The sequence below is a fragment of the Porcipelethomonas ammoniilytica genome (genome assembly GCF_025567485.1).
Classification (GTDB): domain Bacteria; phylum Bacillota; class Clostridia; order Oscillospirales; family Ruminococcaceae; genus Porcipelethomonas; species Porcipelethomonas ammoniilytica.
Window position 1 is genome coordinate 82,381 of record NZ_JAOQKH010000008.1, and the last position, 17,788, is coordinate 100,168.

At 36.1% G+C, this 17,788-nt stretch carries 26 protein-coding genes and 1 pseudogene; 21 read left to right on the plus strand and 6 right to left on the minus strand.

Annotated features, from left to right (window positions below):
* Positions 1-312 precede the first annotated feature (312 nt).
* On the plus strand, positions 313-1,119 hold the full coding sequence (locus tag OCV67_RS08100; protein WP_147643477.1) for an N-acetylmuramoyl-L-alanine amidase: 807 nt from the start codon (positions 313-315) through the stop codon (positions 1,117-1,119).
* 87 nt (positions 1,120-1,206) lie between these two features.
* Here the strand turns inward: OCV67_RS08100 and OCV67_RS08105 are convergent, their stop codons facing one another.
* On the minus strand, positions 1,207-1,623 hold the full coding sequence (locus tag OCV67_RS08105; RefSeq protein WP_178085054.1) for a TIR domain-containing protein: 417 nt from the start codon (positions 1,621-1,623) through the stop codon (positions 1,207-1,209).
* Between the two features lie 41 nt (positions 1,624-1,664).
* On the opposite strand from OCV67_RS08105, the gene OCV67_RS08110 reads away from it, so the two are divergent.
* Positions 1,665-1,847, plus strand: coding sequence for a hypothetical protein (locus OCV67_RS08110; protein ID WP_262644434.1), 183 nt, complete (start codon positions 1,665-1,667; stop codon positions 1,845-1,847).
* Between the two features lie 123 nt (positions 1,848-1,970).
* Here the strand turns inward: OCV67_RS08110 and OCV67_RS08115 are convergent, their stop codons facing one another.
* The 4 genes and pseudogenes from OCV67_RS08115 to OCV67_RS08130 form a co-directional block, all read right to left on the minus strand.
* A complete protein-coding gene (locus tag OCV67_RS08115) occupies positions 1,971-2,285 on the minus strand; it encodes a DUF4231 domain-containing protein (protein WP_178085055.1) in 315 nt (104 codons plus the stop codon).
* A gap of 120 nt (positions 2,286-2,405) precedes the next feature.
* Complete coding sequence (locus tag OCV67_RS08120; protein WP_147643481.1) at positions 2,406-3,815, minus strand: leucine-rich repeat protein; 1,410 nt, start codon at positions 3,813-3,815, stop codon at positions 2,406-2,408.
* 303 nt (positions 3,816-4,118) lie between these two features.
* A pseudogene (locus tag OCV67_RS08125) lies at positions 4,119-4,415 on the minus strand (tyrosine-type recombinase/integrase); the annotation flags it as partial.
* A gap of 128 nt (positions 4,416-4,543) precedes the next feature.
* Positions 4,544-4,822 carry a transposase gene (locus tag OCV67_RS08130; RefSeq protein ID WP_147643408.1) on the minus strand — a complete coding sequence of 93 codons (279 nt, stop codon included), beginning with the start codon at positions 4,820-4,822 and terminating at the stop codon, positions 4,544-4,546.
* Positions 4,823-4,975: 153 nt separating this feature from the next.
* Here OCV67_RS08130 and OCV67_RS08135 point away from each other — a divergent pair, with 153 nt between their 5' ends.
* From OCV67_RS08135 to OCV67_RS08160, 6 genes are all read left to right on the plus strand, one after another.
* Positions 4,976-5,494, plus strand: a complete 519-nt coding sequence (locus tag OCV67_RS08135; protein WP_147643482.1) for a phage minor head protein — start codon at positions 4,976-4,978, stop codon at positions 5,492-5,494.
* A gap of 39 nt (positions 5,495-5,533) precedes the next feature.
* A complete protein-coding gene (locus OCV67_RS08140) occupies positions 5,534-5,974 on the plus strand; it encodes a hypothetical protein (protein ID WP_147643483.1) in 441 nt (146 codons plus the stop codon).
* Between the two features lie 13 nt (positions 5,975-5,987).
* Positions 5,988-6,227: a hypothetical protein gene (locus OCV67_RS08145; RefSeq protein ID WP_147643484.1), complete on the plus strand. Its 240-nt coding sequence runs from the start codon at positions 5,988-5,990 to the stop codon at positions 6,225-6,227.
* Between the two features lie 189 nt (positions 6,228-6,416).
* Positions 6,417-7,091 carry a capsid assembly scaffolding protein Gp46 family protein gene (locus OCV67_RS08150; protein WP_147643485.1) on the plus strand — a complete coding sequence of 225 codons (675 nt, stop codon included), beginning with the start codon at positions 6,417-6,419 and terminating at the stop codon, positions 7,089-7,091.
* A 2-nt stretch (positions 7,092-7,093) separates the two neighbouring features.
* A complete protein-coding gene (locus OCV67_RS08155) occupies positions 7,094-7,417 on the plus strand; it encodes a hypothetical protein (RefSeq protein WP_178085056.1) in 324 nt (107 codons plus the stop codon).
* Between the two features lie 15 nt (positions 7,418-7,432).
* Positions 7,433-7,675 (plus strand): hypothetical protein, encoded by a 243-nt coding sequence (locus OCV67_RS08160; RefSeq protein ID WP_147643486.1) that lies wholly within the window; start codon positions 7,433-7,435, stop codon positions 7,673-7,675.
* Positions 7,676-7,726: 51 nt separating this feature from the next.
* On the opposite strand, the gene OCV67_RS08165 is transcribed toward OCV67_RS08160, so the two are convergent.
* A complete protein-coding gene (locus OCV67_RS08165) occupies positions 7,727-8,074 on the minus strand; it encodes a hypothetical protein (RefSeq protein ID WP_147643487.1) in 348 nt (115 codons plus the stop codon).
* Positions 8,075-8,224: 150 nt separating this feature from the next.
* Between OCV67_RS08165 and OCV67_RS08170 the strand changes: the two genes are divergently transcribed.
* The 13 genes from OCV67_RS08170 to OCV67_RS08230 all read left to right on the plus strand — a co-directional run bounded on the left by OCV67_RS08170 (position 8,225) and on the right by OCV67_RS08230 (position 17,670).
* Positions 8,225-9,151, plus strand: coding sequence for a phage baseplate protein (locus OCV67_RS08170; protein ID WP_147643488.1), 927 nt, complete (start codon positions 8,225-8,227; stop codon positions 9,149-9,151).
* Positions 9,152-9,563: 412 nt separating this feature from the next.
* Positions 9,564-9,893 carry a phage baseplate plug family protein gene (locus OCV67_RS08175; RefSeq protein ID WP_262644429.1) on the plus strand — a complete coding sequence of 110 codons (330 nt, stop codon included), beginning with the start codon at positions 9,564-9,566 and terminating at the stop codon, positions 9,891-9,893.
* Entirely contained in the window at positions 9,886-10,791 is a 906-nt protein-coding gene (locus OCV67_RS08180; RefSeq protein ID WP_147643490.1) for a phage protein, read from the plus strand. Before OCV67_RS08175 ends, OCV67_RS08180 begins: the two co-directional genes overlap by 8 nt.
* A 9-nt stretch (positions 10,792-10,800) precedes the next feature.
* Entirely contained in the window at positions 10,801-11,169 is a 369-nt protein-coding gene (locus OCV67_RS08185) for a hypothetical protein (protein ID WP_147643491.1), read from the plus strand.
* Positions 11,170-11,180: 11 nt separating this feature from the next.
* Positions 11,181-11,537: a contractile injection system sheath initiator gene (locus OCV67_RS08190; protein WP_147643492.1), complete on the plus strand. Its 357-nt coding sequence runs from the start codon at positions 11,181-11,183 to the stop codon at positions 11,535-11,537.
* Positions 11,538-11,549: 12 nt separating this feature from the next.
* A complete protein-coding gene (locus OCV67_RS08195) occupies positions 11,550-12,701 on the plus strand; it encodes a baseplate J/gp47 family protein (protein ID WP_147643493.1) in 1,152 nt (383 codons plus the stop codon).
* On the plus strand, positions 12,698-13,315 hold the full coding sequence (locus OCV67_RS08200) for a hypothetical protein (RefSeq protein ID WP_147643494.1): 618 nt from the start codon (positions 12,698-12,700) through the stop codon (positions 13,313-13,315). Before OCV67_RS08195 ends, OCV67_RS08200 begins: the two co-directional genes overlap by 4 nt.
* Positions 13,316-13,329: 14 nt before the next feature.
* A complete protein-coding gene (locus OCV67_RS08205) occupies positions 13,330-14,466 on the plus strand; it encodes a hypothetical protein (RefSeq protein WP_147643495.1) in 1,137 nt (378 codons plus the stop codon).
* Positions 14,467-14,476: 10 nt separating this feature from the next.
* A complete protein-coding gene (locus OCV67_RS08210) occupies positions 14,477-14,647 on the plus strand; it encodes a hypothetical protein (RefSeq protein ID WP_178085057.1) in 171 nt (56 codons plus the stop codon).
* Positions 14,648-14,650: 3 nt separating this feature from the next.
* A complete protein-coding gene (locus OCV67_RS08215; RefSeq protein ID WP_147643496.1) occupies positions 14,651-15,505 on the plus strand; it encodes a peptidoglycan recognition protein family protein in 855 nt (284 codons plus the stop codon).
* 57 nt (positions 15,506-15,562) lie between these two features.
* A complete protein-coding gene (locus OCV67_RS08220) occupies positions 15,563-16,303 on the plus strand; it encodes a DNA adenine methylase (RefSeq protein WP_147643497.1) in 741 nt (246 codons plus the stop codon).
* Between the two features lie 76 nt (positions 16,304-16,379).
* Positions 16,380-16,619, plus strand: a complete 240-nt coding sequence (locus tag OCV67_RS08225) for a helix-turn-helix domain-containing protein (RefSeq protein ID WP_147643498.1) — start codon at positions 16,380-16,382, stop codon at positions 16,617-16,619.
* Positions 16,597-17,670, plus strand: a complete 1,074-nt coding sequence (locus tag OCV67_RS08230; RefSeq protein ID WP_147643499.1) for a DNA cytosine methyltransferase — start codon at positions 16,597-16,599, stop codon at positions 17,668-17,670. Before OCV67_RS08225 ends, OCV67_RS08230 begins: the two co-directional genes overlap by 23 nt.
* Positions 17,671-17,788 lie beyond the last annotated feature (118 nt).

Genomic DNA, 17,788 nt, shown 5'->3' on the forward strand with positions numbered 1-17,788 from the left:
GGTTATTTCCTTTTATGAAAAATTGCATACATAAATGTTGCAAATGCTATAAAGACAGATGCAAATTGGAATAATTCACTCCATGTTACGTAATTATTCATAGTAAATCACTCCCTTCCGGGAGCAGGATTGACCGCCTACCGAACGCAATAGGAAAAGCGTTCGGCAGACTTGCCCTAAAGATGGCAAGCCTACCGTTTCAGGTATGCCCATAAACATTATTATACTATAATCGGCATAATATGTCAATATGCACTCTGTTTAACAGGGTGCATTTTTTATATCTGAATTTAAGAAATGAGGTAAATAAAAATGAGTAAAAAAGTTTTTATAGGAGTAGGGCATGGCGGAACAGATTCCGGAGCGGTTAAGTACATAGTCGAAAAAGAGTATGCTCTGAAAACAGCCTTTGCACTGTCTGAAATTTTAAGCAAATACGGAGTTGATTTCAAGCTGTCACGTACTCAGGATATTGATACTGATATGGACAGTAAAGTCGCAATGTGTAATAAATATGCTCCTGATTTGGTGGTGGATATTCATTTCAATGCAGGCGGCGGACAGGGTTTTGAGGTATATTACAGCCGTGTGGGAGGTACATCAAAGACGTTAGCAAACAATATTAATACAGAAGTAAAGAAAATCATGTCGAGCCGTGGTGTTAAGACTAAGCTTGGAAATGGCAGTACGGACTATTTTGCAATTATCAGAGAAACGGCAGCCCCAGCGGTACTTTTAGAGGGCGGATTTGTTGATACCAAATCAGATGCTGATTTCATCAAGGCAAATTACAAAAAGCTTGCTGAGGCATACGCTAAAGGTATTTTAAAGACGTTGGGTATTTCTACAGCAGCAAGTCCTGCAAAGCCTATACTGGACAAGACAGGCTATAAAAAAGTCGATAAGACTATTGGTGTGTTATCGCTTAAAGAACTACTGTTGACAGCCAAAACACTAGGCGTTAACAAATACGGTATGGACAAAAATAAGTCTTTCGGTACTGGTACACTGAATGCTGTAAATTATCTGTTAGGTGTGTGGGGATATCAGCAGAACGGTATTGCAGGGGAAAACTTTATTAAACGTCTGCATAACGAAATTGAAAATAAAGTGAAATAATTTGCAAAATTTATAAAAGTGTGGTATAATTATAAAAAACAAAGGGCTATAAAAAGCCCTTTACCTCATATAATTACACATGAATATTTATATATTTTTTATGGCTTCAATCAAGGATTTGGAATTCCAGCCAATCATTATATTTGAATTATTTTGAATTTTAGTTGGAATATGTTGCTGACCCCATGGTTTTAATCCTATTATGTATTTTTCCATTGAAATGGCTGTTTCTATTTCAAAATCAATCCATTCACTATAGTTTGCATACATTCCCGAAATAATAATAATGGCTGATGATGGTCTAATTTGGGTTTTTAACATTTCTTTTAATTTTTTCTTCCCAACGATAGAATTAGAATCAATTAAAGGATCGTGTTGTGGGACTGAGTAATTTTTATAAATTAGTTCTTCATTTTCTTTTGCACTTTTTAGCCATTTTTCAACAGTATAATAATCTTCATTATACTTCCAAGCGTGGCTAATAAACAAGTTATACTCTTTCATAATAAATAAATCCTTTCTGATAAAATGTAGGTGGTAATATGATAAAAAAATACAGAAAAAAACCTGTAATTATAGAGGCATATAAAACTGACAAACCTGTTGTAATAAAAACACTTGAAGGGGATATGAAAGCTTCTATAGGAGATTTTATTATTACAGGTGTAAATGGCGAACAATATCCATGTAAACCTGATATTTTTGAAAAAACTTATGAAGAAGTTTAGTTTTTTTCTTTATTTGATGTGTTATTAATGTTTACATGAATAGATTTCCATTGATTATTTTCAGATGAAATAATTTGTTCTATGTTTTTAACAAACATGTTTTCTACTGTTTCGTTTGTTGTATTATACGGAGACGATTTTGTTAAAAAAACATATTTTTGGTATTTTAATAGATGTGGTTCTGTATTGTATCCAGTTTTCATGATACTTGAATAATTTAGTAAAAGATTCTAAAATTGTAATAATAATTCCAAATATTCCTACAATTATTGATATTAAGAACGTATTGCAATATCCGGATAACAAAGGTATTATTGCAGCTAAAATAATTTCAACTATTTGTATTAATTTATATCGTTTTTGGCAAAGCAATGATTTTTTATCATACCAAGCGATTTGTGGATCTAATCGGTTTGTTATATATTCTTGTATATTCATATTTTTCTCCTTAAGAAATCTAATATTATAAATATACATTATTTTCCAAGAAATGTCAAATATTTTATAAATATCAAGCGGCAAGATCACTCCTTGCCGCTTTTTTAATTTAATTAAATTTTATTGTTGTAAAACTTTTTGCCTTAAAAGTGTAAGATCAACGCCATTTAAAACCCCATCAAAATTTAAATCAGCTAAAATTACATCTCCACTGCTTATTGTTCCTTTATTTAAAAGATAATTTTGCAGAATAATTAAATCATCTGAATTTATACTTCCATCCTTATTTAAATCTCCTAACATATAATTTGCAGTTGGAATAGGATAAGTATCATATGTAAATAGTGCAGATGGGCAACTAAGCGACCATGATGAGTGAGCGCCGCCTAAGGCTTTCATTTGTGCGTCATTTAAGAGAAAATAATTATAACTATGATTACCTACACCTTTGCCATCATCCCATGTGGCATCAACATGAAAATAATGATCGCCCAGTTTAATTAAATTCCATGCATGTACTCCGGATTTTTGTACAAGATAAGATTCTATACCAGCTGCTTTGGTTAATAAATAATAAGCTCTGGCATACCCATCACAAACAGTTGTGCTATAAAGGAAAGCGGAATAGTCAACATGATTCTTTTGACTTGAAGTAGTTTCATAATCATAATCAACGGCATCACAAAGCCAATCGTGCAACACAACTGCTTTTTGAGTATCGTTCATAGAACTATTTGTATAATTATTGACTACTTTTTCTGCAAATGCATTTGCATAGGTATTCATAAAACCTATATTTTTCGTTTGACCAAATTGACTTAATACAAAATCACGTAATTCTTCATTAAATAAAGGATAGTAATTTTTAGGAGGCACAATGGTTACTTGTTTACTATTAATATAATTTAAATTTATACAGCCTTCAAAAGCTGACGAATTAATAGTACAAGTTAGTGGCATATTTACATTCATTAAATTTTTACAGTTCATAAAAGCTGTTCCGTTTATGTAAACATTACCTTGAATCGTTACAGACGATAATCTCATACATCCCAAAAATGCCTGACTTCCTATTGTAGTGACACTGGATGGAATTGTTATATATACAAGATTACTTGATTTGAATGCCATATCTTTAATTTCTGATAATGTATTTGGAAGAACTACTGTCTCTAAATTTGAACATTGCATAAACGTTCTTGCATATAATATAGTTATTGGACTTTCAATTGTAACTTTCTGTATGTATTTATTGCCTTGAAATGCACCAACAGATATATTATTAACGGGGTAGCCATTAATGCTTGACGGTACAATAAGATTTGTATCCGTTCCTTTATATTTACTTATAGACGCACTTCCATTATTGATTGTATAAGTAAAATTATTAAATTCATCTGCTGATACCATTGTATAGGTAATTATATTTGATAATATTTTACCGTCTGAAAAAGCTAAAAAGCTAAAAATTAAAGCCATTGATAAAAAAGCAATGTAAATGTTTTTAAATTTGTTTTTAAATTTTTTCATAATGATTTCTCCTTAAACAATTTTTATTTTTAAATGCTTATAAGCACATTATATACCAATAATTTACAAAAATCAACATATAAATATAAAATTAATTAAACATTTACATTATGTCTATCTTTTGTATAAACCTCAAGCAAATTTTTAGATTATCTTTTCATATCTCGGCAAATGGCGATAAGTCTTGGATTTTAAGGCTTTTTCGCCATTTGTCATATCGGAAGATACTTGGCATATCTTTGTGCTTCTCGGCATAAGTTTGAATCCAAAAGTAGTACAGCGGTAGTAAAAACACCGATTTGGCTATGCCGCCAAACGCTCCATTTCTGCCTTTGCGGAATCGTAGGTTGCATGGGCGTAATAGTTCAGCGTCATTGTGATGTTGGCGTGCCCCATGATATACTGCAACGCCTTGGGATTCATGCCTGCATTGGCTAACCGAGTGCAGAATGTGTGTCTGAGGATATGGGGCGTGATATTCGGAAGCTGCTCTTTGTTCTGCTTGTTGTACTTCTTCACAAGCCCTTTCAGCATACTCTCATAGTTGGCTGACACCTTGGGCATACCGTACTTTTCGATTATCACAGTAAACTTTGAATATTTTTGACTTCAGAATATTGTTTTCTATTTCACGGTTGGACGCTTTATGATTTAAAATGCTGTAATATGTGCTTCTGGCTACCTTCAAAACTTTGCACAGAAGTTTGATGGAATGCTCCTTTGAAAGCCTACTCTTTCCCGGATTCCCTTGAGAAGATAGCCATTGCTTTTTTTAATATTATATTTTCCTCCTCAAGCAAGGCTAATTTCTTTTGCATTTTTTTGATTTCAGCCATGGTCATGGTTTCAGTTTCTGAAACCTGGACTTTTGTATATTTTTTGATCCATTTATGCAGCGTGGAACTGCTCATTCCGTATTCTTTGCATATCTGCGTACTGCTTTTTCCGGATTCATACAAGCTTACTATGCTTTGCTTGAATTCCTCTGTATACTTGGTGTTTTCCATGTGTTTCTCTCCTTTTTTTATTATTATACCATCTTTCGCTTTTTGCTGTCCACTTTTTTAGTATAGCACCAATAAGGAGGGGGGCAGATATGCCGAAGGCGGAACAAAGTCTAAATGATTTGCTTCATGAGATACGGCGAATAGAGCAAAGCCGTGAAGTGCTTACCGAAAAGAAAATACGAAAGATTTATAAGCAGTTATTATAATCCGGTAAGCGGTTTGACATTGCCTGATATTCTTGAGAAAAATCGTAAAGAGGTAATTTACGATATCAAGCAGCAGGTCAATATAGGATTGATGAACGGTGACAGATATGAGACAACTGCCAAAAAAGTAGCTGAGAGACTTGATATAAGCTATGGTAAAGCGACTAATATTGTACGTACTGAAACGCACAGAGTAACCGAAAGCGGCTTTATGGACTGTGCAAAAGACATATCAGATTCCCTTGACGGTTCAGGACTTGTTTATACTGCTGCGTGGCGTACAATGAAAGATGAGCGTGTACGTCCTCAGCACAGGTATCGTACTAAATCAGGCTGGAAAACTTCAATTAGCCGTAATGGTGCTAATCATCAGAAAATGGAGGGTGTTATAATACAGGTTGGTGATAAATTCCAGCTTGAGCCAAATGTATATGCAGAATGTCCATCTACTAGCGGTACGGCATGAAATGACTGCCGTTGCAGATGTTTCCTTGAATATACTTTGATGAGTGTAGAAAAATTTGAAGAATTAACTGCTAAATCTGTTGACAAATCAGGTGGAAGTGGTATAATGAAAGTAGATAAAAGTAAACTATCAGCATATATCGGAAAACCCATTACTGAAAATGATAATCAACATGTCAGAGAATGGTATTATGCAAATGTAAATGATATACCGAACCAAATTGATAAAACAAAATCGTTTGAAGAACAAGTGAAACAAGCATTTGAACTACGTAATAAATATAAGCATGAAGCACGTGTTGCTATGGCTGATGAAGAAACAGCAAATCTTCTTGAGTTAAAGCGTCCAGCACCAACTTTTGAAAAATTATTAAAAGATAAAATGAACCGTAAATCAATGTCTAAAGAGGAAGCGTTAAGAGATATACTTGAAACAGCTGCAAAAACTAATTCAGATGTGAATAAGGAATTTGGGTTATAAGGAGGATATAGATATGACTAAATATGATTACAATATTTATCCTGATAATAGTCCACAAAAATTTAAAGAAACTTGTAAAAAAATTGAAAAAGCCTTTCCAAATGCTAATAAACGTAAACTTTTAATTGATGTGGATGGTTCAACAATACAAACATATTCTGAAAACAGCAAAGATATTGACGTATATGATGATTACGATATCGGTGCTGTATTTGTTAAATCAGAAATAAATCTTGATTCAATATTTGCGTAACCGCCCATGAGGCGGTTTTCTTATATCCAAAATTCAATAAGTTTATTAGCATCTCTTAAAGAGGTGCTATTTTTATACCCAAAATCAAAAGTAACCCATCGAGCAATTAACGCCCGACAAGTCCCGTGCGGTCACGCACTGCCCTGAGCAAGGCGTAAAACTGCTTAGAAATTTAAATGGAGGTGCAAAATGGGAGAAATTTTTAAAATTCCAATGCAATTTTTTGCAGAGGGAGGAGAATCCGGTGCGGATTCTGGAACTGCTAATGGTAATATAAACGGTAATCAGGACAATAATGGTTCTGACAATAATGCCGACAGCAAAAGCAATAATACGCCAGACCTTGACAAGCTTGTGCAAGCCAGAGCAGATAAACTTACTGCTGAAATTAGCAAGAAAAATGCCGCATTACAAAAAGAGCTTGACAATCTCAAAAAGGAAAAAATGACAGCTGAGGAACTTAAACAGCTTGAAATGTCCGAAAAGGAAAAGACTCTTGCGGAACGTGAAAAAGCGCTTAAGGACAAAGAAAACCGTCTGTTGGCTATTAAATCAATTAAAGCGGCAGGACTTGATGACGGTAGCGACAAGGCACTTGAGCTTGTCGATTTTATTATTGCCGATGATGAAGAATCAATTAATAACAGGGTAAAAGCATTTGGCGATCTGGTAAAAAGATTTGTTGAGGACAAAGTTAATAAGACGTTTAAAGACAACGGCAGAAATCCGAACGGCGGTAATTTGAACGGTAACGCAGAAAACGGAAATAAAAGTAATTCCGTTGCTGAAAGTCTGGGTAAAGCAAGGGCAGAAAAGCAAAAGCAGTCAAATGAAATTTTGAAGTATTACGGAGGAGGTAAGTAATAATGAAATTTACAAATACCAATATCACAAATACAAAAGAAATTCTTTATAACGATCATTATGTGGCTATACCTTATGATTGTTCAAAATTAACAGCAGACAGTGACGGCATTATTAAAGCCGGTACTATCATACCAGCCAATGATGATACGGCAATCGGGGTGTTACTGCACGATGTTAAAAAGACAGACGATCCTAATGGGACGGTTGTGATTCACGGTTTTATCAGGGCTGATAAATTACCTGAAAAGCCGTCCGAAGATACAACAGGTAACACGCCGACTATCGGTGCAAAATCAGTACTAAAGCAGATTACTTTTATGTAACAGGAGGTAACAAACATGAAATTATCAGACGTATTTACAGCTGAAACTATTGCGCTTAATTATACAAATGCGGCAAGCAATGCTATTCCGTATCTAGGCACAGGGTTTTTTCCATCACAGAAAAAAGCGGGGTTAGACCTAAAATGGATTAAAGGGCACAATGGTCTTGCTGTATCTTTGATGCCATCAACATTTGATGCAAAATCTCAATATACGCTAAAGTATGTAAGTGCATTTAATAAGGAGACAGCTGTATGATAGTTGCCGCAACCGATGCAATAGTATCCGTTGATTCTTCACTGAACAAAACTAACAGATGCCTCCAATCTCTAGATGTATTGGAGCTGTCCGAAAGAAAATCCGAGGCTGTTCCTGTTGTTGAGCATACTGCAATTTTTTCGGGTGACGGTCAACTACAATACCCACCGACTGCTGTACGACAGCGCCCGTTGCAACACCTGCAACAAGACTTTTTATGTTGAACAGCTTTGAAGTTATAGAATCTGCGGCACTGCTTATATTACTAGCCACAGATTTAATTTTACTTCCAACATTACTAAACGCAGTTTTAATATTTGAAGCTACTTTTTGCGCACCTGAACCTAAGCTTTTAAATCCGGATAAAACAGAACTTGCACCGGATTTTATACTTGGCATTTGCCTGCATAAAAATCAATTCAGCAGTTTTATATACATTTGTAGAAGAATTATACCCTGCATCAAAATATTACTTCACAATTTGAGGTTCTTCTTGGCAGTGCAGAAAAGGCGAATGAACGTGTAAGTTAATTAACTGATTTTGCAGGTATGACACCGTTTACTCGTGATGAAATCTTTGCGGCTAGTAAGCAATTGCAAGTGTTTACAGGTGATGCACTTTCCACAGGAGACAGCTTACGAATAATCGGTGATGTTGCGGCAGGAACAGGACAGCAATTTGAAGATGTGGCTTTGTGGACTGGACGATTGTATGATGCTATGAAATCAGGTCGTACAGTAGGTGAAATGACTTCACGACTACAGGAAATGGGCGCTATTTCAGGTGAGGATAGAACAAAGATTGAAAATCTTATGCAAAACGGCTCGTTAGTCAAATACATTGGACGAAATAGTGTTGTAAATATGCAAATTCAATCATTTAACCACAGCCACTCGAACACTATAGCAGGTGGCTGCGATTTTGATATGACTCTTAGAGTTGTAAGGATTGCCCAACCGTCATATAAATCAACCTCAACAAAATCAAACAACAATACTAATAAGACATCGACAACGCCTAAATCGACATCTATAAAAACAGGTGATGTTGTCATTTTTACAGGCGGAAACGTGTATGTATCATCAACTGCTTCTCAGCCTGCGGCAAACAGGGGAAAAAGTACATGTAAAGTAACGATTATCAATACTAATAAGCACCCCTATCATTTAATTTCAAATGATGGGGGAAAAGTTTATGGTTGGGTTGATAAAGCAAATGTGCAGACCAAAAGCAGTACTACAACAAAAGCTACTACTTCAAAAAGCACAAAACAAGTAACGAGCGGAGATAATAAAGCCGTATATCATACTGTAAAAAAAGGAAATACAGTATGGGGACTTGTTAACAATAATTATAAGTCATTAGGGAAATCTGTCCAATGGGTGATTGACAACAACCCTAAATGCTTTTCAAAAAAAGGTGATCCTACCACATTAATTGTAGGTTCAAAGTTGCTAATGGGATATAAAAACTGAAATTTTAAGATAAACAGTTGACATATTTCAATAATTGATGTATAATAATAAAAAAGGGGCATACCGATAGACGGTCGCTCCCAGATAAGTAAACTAAATAAATAGTCGCCTTATGATTTGGAAGTCAGGCGGCTATTTCCTTTTATGAAAGATTGCGTACATAAATGTTGCAAATGCTATAAAGACAGATGCAAATTGGAATAATTCACTCCATGTTACGTAATTATTCATAGTAAATCACTCCCTTCCGGGAGCAGGATTGACCGCCTACCGTTTCAGGTATGCCCATAAACATTATTATACTATAATCGGCATAATATGTCAATATGCACTCTGTTTAACAGGGTGCATTTTTTATATCTGAATTAAAAGAAGCGGGGGAGAAAATCATGAGAATGGAGGTAACAGTATTATGCGTGACAGGATAGAAATCACAAAGGAACTTATACCTTATACCTTCGAGATTTCTTTAGCAGATGAAATTTTCACCATAACGGTAAATTATAACGCTTATGCTGATATGTTTACATTTTCTCTTGAAAAAGACGGTGAAACAGTTTGCGCAGGAGAACCTATAATTTACGGTATACCGTTGTGGAAAGATGTTTTTGTATGCGGTAAATATCCGGAGGTTGAAATTATTCCTATTGATGAAAGTGGGAACATGAGCAGTGTTACGTTTGAAAACTTAAATGAAACGGTATTTTTAACTATTGATAATGCAGGTGATGAATATGTCTAGGGTAATAACGCAAAAATCTTCGGGTACTACGCAAAGTATGCTTGTTAAAGCAACAAAAGATTGGAGCGAAGATTTAAAAAAATTCAGCATAGAACCTAAAGGAGTGTTTGGCAGCACAGCGACTGTAAAATGCGGGAATGTAATGATAAAGTCGGATAATTTAGACATTGAATTTACTGTTCCGTTTGACGATGATATGGAAGCCAATGAAGCTGAAATTATTGTATATAATCTTTCGACTGCTACAATAAATAATCTGAAAATAAAATCAGGTATTTCAATTGAAGCAGGGTATAAAAATGATACGGGAGTAATTTTTAAAGGCTTTATAAATAAGGTTACTACCCGTCATGAAGGAGCGGATAAGATAACAACAATCAAATGTTTAGATGATGTTACTAAGCGAACTGTTGAAAATTTATCATTTGCTCAAAACACAAAAGCTAGTTATATTTTAAAAACGTTGATTGACAAAACGGGAATACCGACAGCGGTTTTTAAAATGAGACGTGATTATACGTATAAGAACGAGCAGACAGTTGACGGGGATTTAATGGAAAACATTAAAAAATATGCACAAGTCTGCGGCGTTTCGGTGTATGTAAATAAAGGGAAGATATATGCAAGGCATATCAAGGACGGCGATAACATTAATTTTACTGTTCAGGCAAGCACCGGAATGATAGGAAGTCCTGAGCCATACGAAGAAGAAATGACAGCGGAGGATTTCAAGGAAACTATAAACGGGTATAACATAACCATGCTGTTACAGCACCGTATGACAACGGCGGCGATAATAAACCTATCAAGTGAAATTGCAAAAGGAAAATTCAGAGTGAGAAGCGGTACGCATACATTTTCATCAAGTGAATGCACAACGACCATAAGCGTATTTTGAGGTGTAAAAATGGGAAATCTTAAATTTTTTGATGATATGATAAACAAAAAACTTCTAGACCTGCATACTGCTTTTCTAGCAAAGATATTGAGTGTTTCCGGAAATCAGGCTAAAATACAACCTCTTGGACTGACAAAAGAAATAGGAGGTACGGCAAGACAGTACGCTCCCGTTTCATCTGTTCCGTTTACAAGAAATTCCAGATATAAGCTGTCGGCTGACGGCGGTGTATTAACTGCAAGTGCTGTAACGAACGGCGATATAGTTATATGTGTATGCTGTGACAGGGATATTACAGAAGCAAAATGCGGAAAGAACGTTCTTCCGCCTGTAGGTCATCACAATATGAGCGATTGCATAATAATCGGGGTTTTATAGGAGGCGGTAATTTGACAGGTTTTGCACTTGATGAGAATAATGATATTTTGATCAAAGATAATCAGATACAAATGATCAACGGCAGTGAGCTGATAAAACAAACTATACAAACAGTAATCGGAACAAACAAAGGTGAGTGGTGTTTAAATGAAGATGAGGGGATAACCTTTGATAATATTCTTGGAAAACATACGCCTGATTATGAAGTTGTTAAAACTGAAATTGAACAGGGGCTGTTGCAGGTAGATGACTTTAATATTACTGAATTTTCAGCTGACTTTGACAGTAATACAAGAAAGCTTGACATATCATTTCAATCTGAAAGCAGCGACGGAACAATTCTGAATATTGATAATTCGTATAATTAGGAGGTGCGGTGATTGTTAAATGAACTGGGTTATACACGAAGAACATATGACGATATTATAGAAAGTAAGATTCAGCGTGCAAAGGAGTTATTCGGTGAAGATATTGAAACTGATGAAACAACACCGTTAGGTAAATTAATAAGAATCAATGCATACGATCAGGCTTTGGCTGAAGAAGAAGCTGAAGCTATTTATTATGCAAGATTTCCGAACACGGCTACAGGAGTAAGTCTTGACCGATTGTGTACATTTGTGGGAATCAGCCGTAATTCTGCAACCCCTGCGCAGTACAAGGTAAAAGTAAAGGGGACAGCAGGAGCAACAATTCCCTTTGGGTTTCTTGTCAGTACAGAAAGCGAAATTGATTATTATAATACGGCAGATTCGATAATCGAAACAGACGGAACATGTTTTATAAGTGTTGAATGTACAGAAGCAGGGACACTGGGAAATGTAAGTGCCGGTGGAATCAATATAATAAAAAACCCTTCAGCTGACGTTGAAGAAGTACAGGGAGTCAGCGTTATAAAAATCGGTACAGATATAGAAAGTGATTATTCATTAAGACAAAGATTTAAAGATGCTAAAGAGGGATTGGGCGCATGTAATGAAAATGCATTGCGTACTGCGCTGCTGAGGGTAGAGACTGTTACAAGCGTTTCAGTTGCAGTAAATGAGAAAGATACACCGGATAGTTCAGGCAGACCTCCGCATAGTTTTGAATGTTATGTTGCCGGAGGTGAAAATCATCATTTTGAAATAGCCACAGCAATTTATGAAAAAAAGCCGTTAGGCATAAAAACATACGGAACACAAAGTTATACTATAGTTGATGACGGCGGTTTTTCACATAAAATCAGTTTTTCACATTGTTCTTACATTAATATTGACATAACTGTTAAAATCAAAGCAAATCCGGATTTTAATTCAGAGTCTGGAATAGATGAGATAAAAAGCAATCTTAATACTTATGTTAATAGCTTAGGAGTAGGTAAAGACGTTATTTTGTCCAGCTTATACGGACAGATACATTCAGTTAACGGCGTTGTTGAAGTAACCGAATTATCAATACAAAAAGAAAATTCCCAGAAGAACGGCAACATCGCAATTAATGACTGGGAAATAGCAAAATGCCGAAATGTTGAAGTGGCGGTGGAAACATGAGTGAATTTGTAAAAGATAATCATGTTAAAAATTTGCCTGATGTGTTTTGTAAATCAAAGGAAAGTAATAATTTTAAATTATTGGAATTAGAACGACTGACTCTTGAAGAATACAGGAAAACACTGCAAGAATTGTTTGACATGATCAAGCTTGAAAATGCTACTGGTAAAACGCTAGACTTGTATGGAGAAACAGTTGGACAGGCAAGAGGAAGAGCCACAGATGAACAATATATCCTGATGATTAAAGCTAAGTTAATGCAAAATTTATCAAACGGCAGTTATCCAAGTGTTCTTAATTCACTTTGCGTTACATTCGATTGTGAACCATCACAAATATACATAGAAGAAAGTCAAGAACCTTGTATGGTTAATGTGATTAAATTACCATTAGAAGCGATTGTTAAAATTGACATCAGCCCTGAAAGTACAACAAAACTTATAAAATCTATTTTACCTGTGGGTATAACATTACAAAATTATTTATATGAGGGCACATTCACATTTTCTGATTATGAAGATGAGTATAACGAAAATGAGGGCTTTTGTGATGTTGAAGGCGGTACGCTCGGCGGATATTTTGGGATTGCGAGCGGCGGAATTGATGTTATTTGATAAGGAGGAAACAAATGGAATCAAATTTTACAAGTCCCGTACATTGGGAAAATGAGGGGGTCGAACCAAGTACAACCCTTAAAAAGACAGGATTTCAAGGGGGATATAAACCTCCTGCCAGTGTATTTAATTATTTTTTCTATAATAATGAAAAATGTATTAAAGAATTGCAGACAGCTGCAAATAATTTAGATGCCAACAAATCAAATTTAGGCCACACTCATAAATACGCAGCATCTGATAGCGCCGGAGGTGCGGCATTGTCTTCCCGAAAACTTGAAACAGCCTGTAAGATCAACGGAGTATCATTTGACGGAACACAGGATATAACGATAGATGTGACCGGCAAAACCCGCCGTTATGAATTGGGTCCGTATGACAGCATTTCCAGATATTCGATGTTTGCCAGAACAAGCAATATCAATACGCTTGAAAACTGCGGAGCAACCTTACTTGTGACAGACGCAGGCAATTTTGGTTCTCCCCAGACGGGCGCATGGCTGATACAATTAAGCAACCGTGAAAGCAAGCCGACTATGTCGGTCACAACGCTGCTGCCGCATAAAAGGGGTACAGTAAATTTTGGATATTATGAGGACAGTGAAAACGGTTATTTTTATTTTGGCGCATATACCGGAACATACCGTTCTGTTTTTGCAGTAACGGTTTTGAGGGGTACAAATGTAACGCTGTCTGATTTCGGCGATACTGCGGACGTTCCGAGCGGCTGGACAACGGTAACTCCGAGAATCCTACAGGACAATACCGATTTGCAAAGCTATCTTCCATTGACCGGAGGAACGCTGACCGGAGATTTAATTGTTCCGCACATAAAGCAGTCCCAGTCGGGAACACTTCTTGCTGAAAGCTCAACAGATGAAAACAGTCTGACGGTAACCAATGCTGAGATAGCAAAATATTCACAGGTGTATATAGCTGCAAGCTGGACGGAAAGAGAGACGGTAAACTTCTGTGATGTGATTCCGATTTCCGCTATTGCGGCAGGAGCAGTGTTTACAAAGCAAATTTATACGGGTACAAGGATTTACACTTATACAGTCACCTGTACAAGTGCAGGAGTATTCACATTAACGCAGAGCAACTCCACAGGTACAGCAGGTACATTGAGATTAAAATTGTATGTTATTTAGGAGGTTAATTATGAAAACATGGGCAAAGCGTTCACTTAGAACATTTTTACAAACGGCTGTAGGTTACATAGCGGTAAATATCGCCGCAACGGATTTAACTGTAAAATCCGCTGTTTTGGGATTGGCTGTATCAGCTGTCTCGGCAGGTCTTGCGGCTGTTATGAACTTGAAGGAGGTATAATTTATGAATATCAAAAATATGTACATTACAAAAAATCGTCCGTATACGAAGAGGACTAAAACAACTAAAATTGCAGTGCATTACATAGGAAATCCCAATACGTCGGCTGAAGCTAATAGAAATTATTTTAATAGCAATAATAATGATGTTTCCAGTAACTATATTATTGGGCTGAATGGTGAAATAATATGCTGCATTCCAGACGAGGAAGTCGCATGGTGTACCTGTCAGGCGAACAGCTACAGTGTATCGATTGAAAATTGTCATCCTGACAGCACAGGCAAATTAAACAGTAAGACTTACAACAGCCTTGTTGAACTTTGCGTTTATTTATGTAAAAAGTACAAGCTGAATGAAAACGATTTGATTCGTCATTATGACGTTACAGGTAAAGTTTGCCCGAAAGGATTTGTTCCGAAGTCAAAGGGCGGCTCAGACGATAACAGCAATACTGCTTGGAAAAAATTTAAGACAGACGTTAAGGCTAAGCTTAATAGTACAGCAGCATCGTCTTCCAACACTCAAAAGCTTTATCGTATACGCAAATCATGGTCTGATGTAAAAAGCCAGATCGGTGCGTATTCTTCTTTGGAAAATGCCAAAAAAGCTTGCAAGAGCGGTTATACCGTCTATGATTGGAACGGCAAGCCTGTTTACAGTAAGTCGGCAGCAACATTTAAAAGGGGCGATAAAGTAAAAGTTAAATCAGAAGCCAAGGATTACATCGGCAGCAGTCTTGCAAGCTTTGTATATAAAAATACATATACGATTCTTGAAATCAGCGGTGATCGTGTTGTAATCGGCGTAAATGGAGCTGTTACGGCTGCAGTGCATAAAAATAATTTGACAAAAGCATAAATTTAAGGAGCAGAAATCTGCTCCTTATTTTATAAATTAATTTTTGGAGGTATTTATATGAAAAGTTTTATTCCATGGATAGGCGGCAAGAGTCTTCTTGCAAAGAAAATTGTATCAATGTTTCCGGATGATTTTGACAGGTACATTGAAGTATTCGGAGGCGGAGGTTCTGTGCTTTTTGCCAAGGACAAACATGCTCCGCTGGAGGTTTACAATGATGCAAACGGTCAGCTTGTGAATTTATTCAGATGTATACGCTTTCACCGTGAAGAGCTTCAGCGTGAAATTTCAGGTTATATTAATGCAAGAGAAATTTTTGAAGATATAAAGGCGCAGATAAATGTAAGGGGTATGACCGATATCCAAAGAGCAGCAATGTTTTATGTTCAAATCAAAATCAGTTACGGGGCAGACGGCAGAACTTACGGCTGCAACAAGAAGAACATCTCTCCGGAATATTTGACCGAAATTGAAAAACGTCTTAAATCAGGTGCAGGAGTGGTAATTGAACATAAGGATTTTGAAAATCTCATTAAAGTTTATGATCGTCCGAATGCACTTTTCTATTGTGATCCGCCTTATCATAAAACTGAAAAATATTATGATGTATTGTTTACTGACAGTGATCACAAACGTTTAAAGAACTCTTTAAGCAATATTAAAGGACGGTTTATTCTCTCTTACAATGACGATGAATATATACGTGAATTGTACAAGGACTTCAATATTATGGCTGTTGAAAGACAGAATAATCTTTCAAGCGGTTTGTACAAGGAACTTATTATAACAAATTATTGATGTTATTTTTTTTAGAACACAAATAACAGAATACGTTATTTGCGTATTAACAAAAGTATCATCGGAGGGCGATTTTATGATTAAAATTAATTTACTGAAGCTGTTAAAAGAACGTGGAATGACGCAGTCGGAATTGTCTGAAATTACAGGAATCAGACCGTCTACAATCTGCGATATGTGCAATAACAACTGTGCTTTTCTTAAGTTAGAAAATATAGATAAAATTTGCAGTAAGCTTGACTGCAAGCTAGAGAATTTCATTGAAATTGTCCCTTCGGCAGAAAGGACAGATAATGAAAGTATTAAGTTTATTTGACGGTATTTCCTGCGGTATGGCGGCGCTTGAACGTGCCGGCATGCCTGTTGAAAGATATGCAGCATATGAAATTGATAAATATGCAATTAAAATCAGTGAGAAAAATTATCCCTTTATAGAACACTGCGGAAACGTATTTGACGGAGATTTTACGCAGTACAAGGGTTTTGACTTATTAATAGGCGGTTCGCCGTGTACATATTGGAGTATAGCGAAACGGAATCGTGAAACAACATGCGAAGGCGAAGGATTTAAATTTTTTATGCAGTATGTTCGTGCGCTGAAAGAAAGCGGCTGTAGATATTTTTTATATGAAAATAACTATAGTATACATAAGGATATAAAAGCGGAAATAAGCCGACAGCTGGGAGTAGAACCTATAATGATCAATTCTGCTCTCGTTTCAGCACAAAGCCGAAAACGCTGTTACTGGACTAACATTCCAAATGTTACTCAGCCGGATGACAAGGGCATTTTACTGAAAGATATTATTGAAAGCGGTATGGCTTGGCAGGGAAAAACTTATTGTCTTACTGCAAATTATGGCAATGCATATTTGAAAAATACTCTTGAACGTCATCAAAGAACCATGATCGCTGAACCTGTTAGTTGTGCAGTCAGAAGCAGATATAAGGATACAGGAAACAGAAGTAAAAAAGCCGGCGGCGAAACTTTTTCGGCAATTGAAGCACGAAAAGACGGAAAAGCTAATTGCATGACAACTGTTACTAAAGATTCAATGGTACTTCAGCCTATCAGAATCGGAGATATTGGAAGTAATGCACAGGGACATCGAGTTTATTCTGTACGTGGCAAATCCGTTACAATTTCAGCAAGCGGCGGAGGTCAGGGCGGTTCTACCGGACTTTATAAGATTGATTTGCCTGACGGAGATTATATAATCAGGAAATTATCTCCTATTGAGTGCGAACGGCTTCAGACACTTCCTGATAATTATACCGAAGGAGTATCAAATACACAACGATATAAGCAGCTTGGAAACGGATGGACTGTTGATGTGATTGCCCATATTTTAAGTTTTATAAAATGATTAAAGACCATTTAAGGAGTTCTTTTTTTACTCTTTAAATGGTCTTTTTTGCATTTTGCGTGTCAAAAGTTTTGCACTTTGCTTGTCACTTTTTTGCATTTTGCGTGTCAAGCAACAT

Excerpts from the sequence above, each read along its gene's own strand:
- OCV67_RS08210 (WP_178085057.1), top strand. The coding sequence starts at position 14,477 with ATGAAAACATGGGCAAAGCGTTCACTTAGAACATTTTTACAAACGGCT.
- OCV67_RS08165 (WP_147643487.1), bottom strand. The coding sequence starts at position 8,074 with ATGCCAAGTATAAAATCCGGTGCAAGTTCTGTTTTATCCGGATTTAAA.
- OCV67_RS08155 (WP_178085056.1), top strand. The coding sequence starts at position 7,094 with ATGAAATTTACAAATACCAATATCACAAATACAAAAGAAATTCTTTAT.
- OCV67_RS08185 (WP_147643491.1), top strand. The coding sequence starts at position 10,801 with ATGGGAAATCTTAAATTTTTTGATGATATGATAAACAAAAAACTTCTA.
- OCV67_RS08115 (WP_178085055.1), bottom strand. The coding sequence starts at position 2,285 with ATGAATATACAAGAATATATAACAAACCGATTAGATCCACAAATCGCT.
- OCV67_RS08205 (WP_147643495.1), top strand. The coding sequence starts at position 13,330 with ATGGAATCAAATTTTACAAGTCCCGTACATTGGGAAAATGAGGGGGTC.
- OCV67_RS08120 (WP_147643481.1), bottom strand. The coding sequence starts at position 3,815 with ATGAAAAAATTTAAAAACAAATTTAAAAACATTTACATTGCTTTTTTA.
- OCV67_RS08230 (WP_147643499.1), top strand. The coding sequence starts at position 16,597 with ATGAAAGTATTAAGTTTATTTGACGGTATTTCCTGCGGTATGGCGGCG.
- OCV67_RS08100 (WP_147643477.1), top strand. The coding sequence starts at position 313 with ATGAGTAAAAAAGTTTTTATAGGAGTAGGGCATGGCGGAACAGATTCC.
- OCV67_RS08105 (WP_178085054.1), bottom strand. The coding sequence starts at position 1,623 with ATGAAAGAGTATAACTTGTTTATTAGCCACGCTTGGAAGTATAATGAA.
- OCV67_RS08140 (WP_147643483.1), top strand. The coding sequence starts at position 5,534 with ATGAGTGTAGAAAAATTTGAAGAATTAACTGCTAAATCTGTTGACAAA.
- OCV67_RS08180 (WP_147643490.1), top strand. The coding sequence starts at position 9,886 with ATGTCTAGGGTAATAACGCAAAAATCTTCGGGTACTACGCAAAGTATG.
- OCV67_RS08215 (WP_147643496.1), top strand. The coding sequence starts at position 14,651 with ATGAATATCAAAAATATGTACATTACAAAAAATCGTCCGTATACGAAG.
- OCV67_RS08225 (WP_147643498.1), top strand. The coding sequence starts at position 16,380 with ATGATTAAAATTAATTTACTGAAGCTGTTAAAAGAACGTGGAATGACG.
- OCV67_RS08130 (WP_147643408.1), bottom strand. The coding sequence starts at position 4,822 with ATGGAAAACACCAAGTATACAGAGGAATTCAAGCAAAGCATAGTAAGC.
- OCV67_RS08200 (WP_147643494.1), top strand. The coding sequence starts at position 12,698 with ATGAGTGAATTTGTAAAAGATAATCATGTTAAAAATTTGCCTGATGTG.
- OCV67_RS08220 (WP_147643497.1), top strand. The coding sequence starts at position 15,563 with ATGAAAAGTTTTATTCCATGGATAGGCGGCAAGAGTCTTCTTGCAAAG.
- OCV67_RS08150 (WP_147643485.1), top strand. The coding sequence starts at position 6,417 with ATGGGAGAAATTTTTAAAATTCCAATGCAATTTTTTGCAGAGGGAGGA.
- OCV67_RS08175 (WP_262644429.1), top strand. The coding sequence starts at position 9,564 with ATGCGTGACAGGATAGAAATCACAAAGGAACTTATACCTTATACCTTC.
- OCV67_RS08145 (WP_147643484.1), top strand. The coding sequence starts at position 5,988 with ATGACTAAATATGATTACAATATTTATCCTGATAATAGTCCACAAAAA.
- OCV67_RS08170 (WP_147643488.1), top strand. The coding sequence starts at position 8,225 with ATGACACCGTTTACTCGTGATGAAATCTTTGCGGCTAGTAAGCAATTG.
- OCV67_RS08160 (WP_147643486.1), top strand. The coding sequence starts at position 7,433 with ATGAAATTATCAGACGTATTTACAGCTGAAACTATTGCGCTTAATTAT.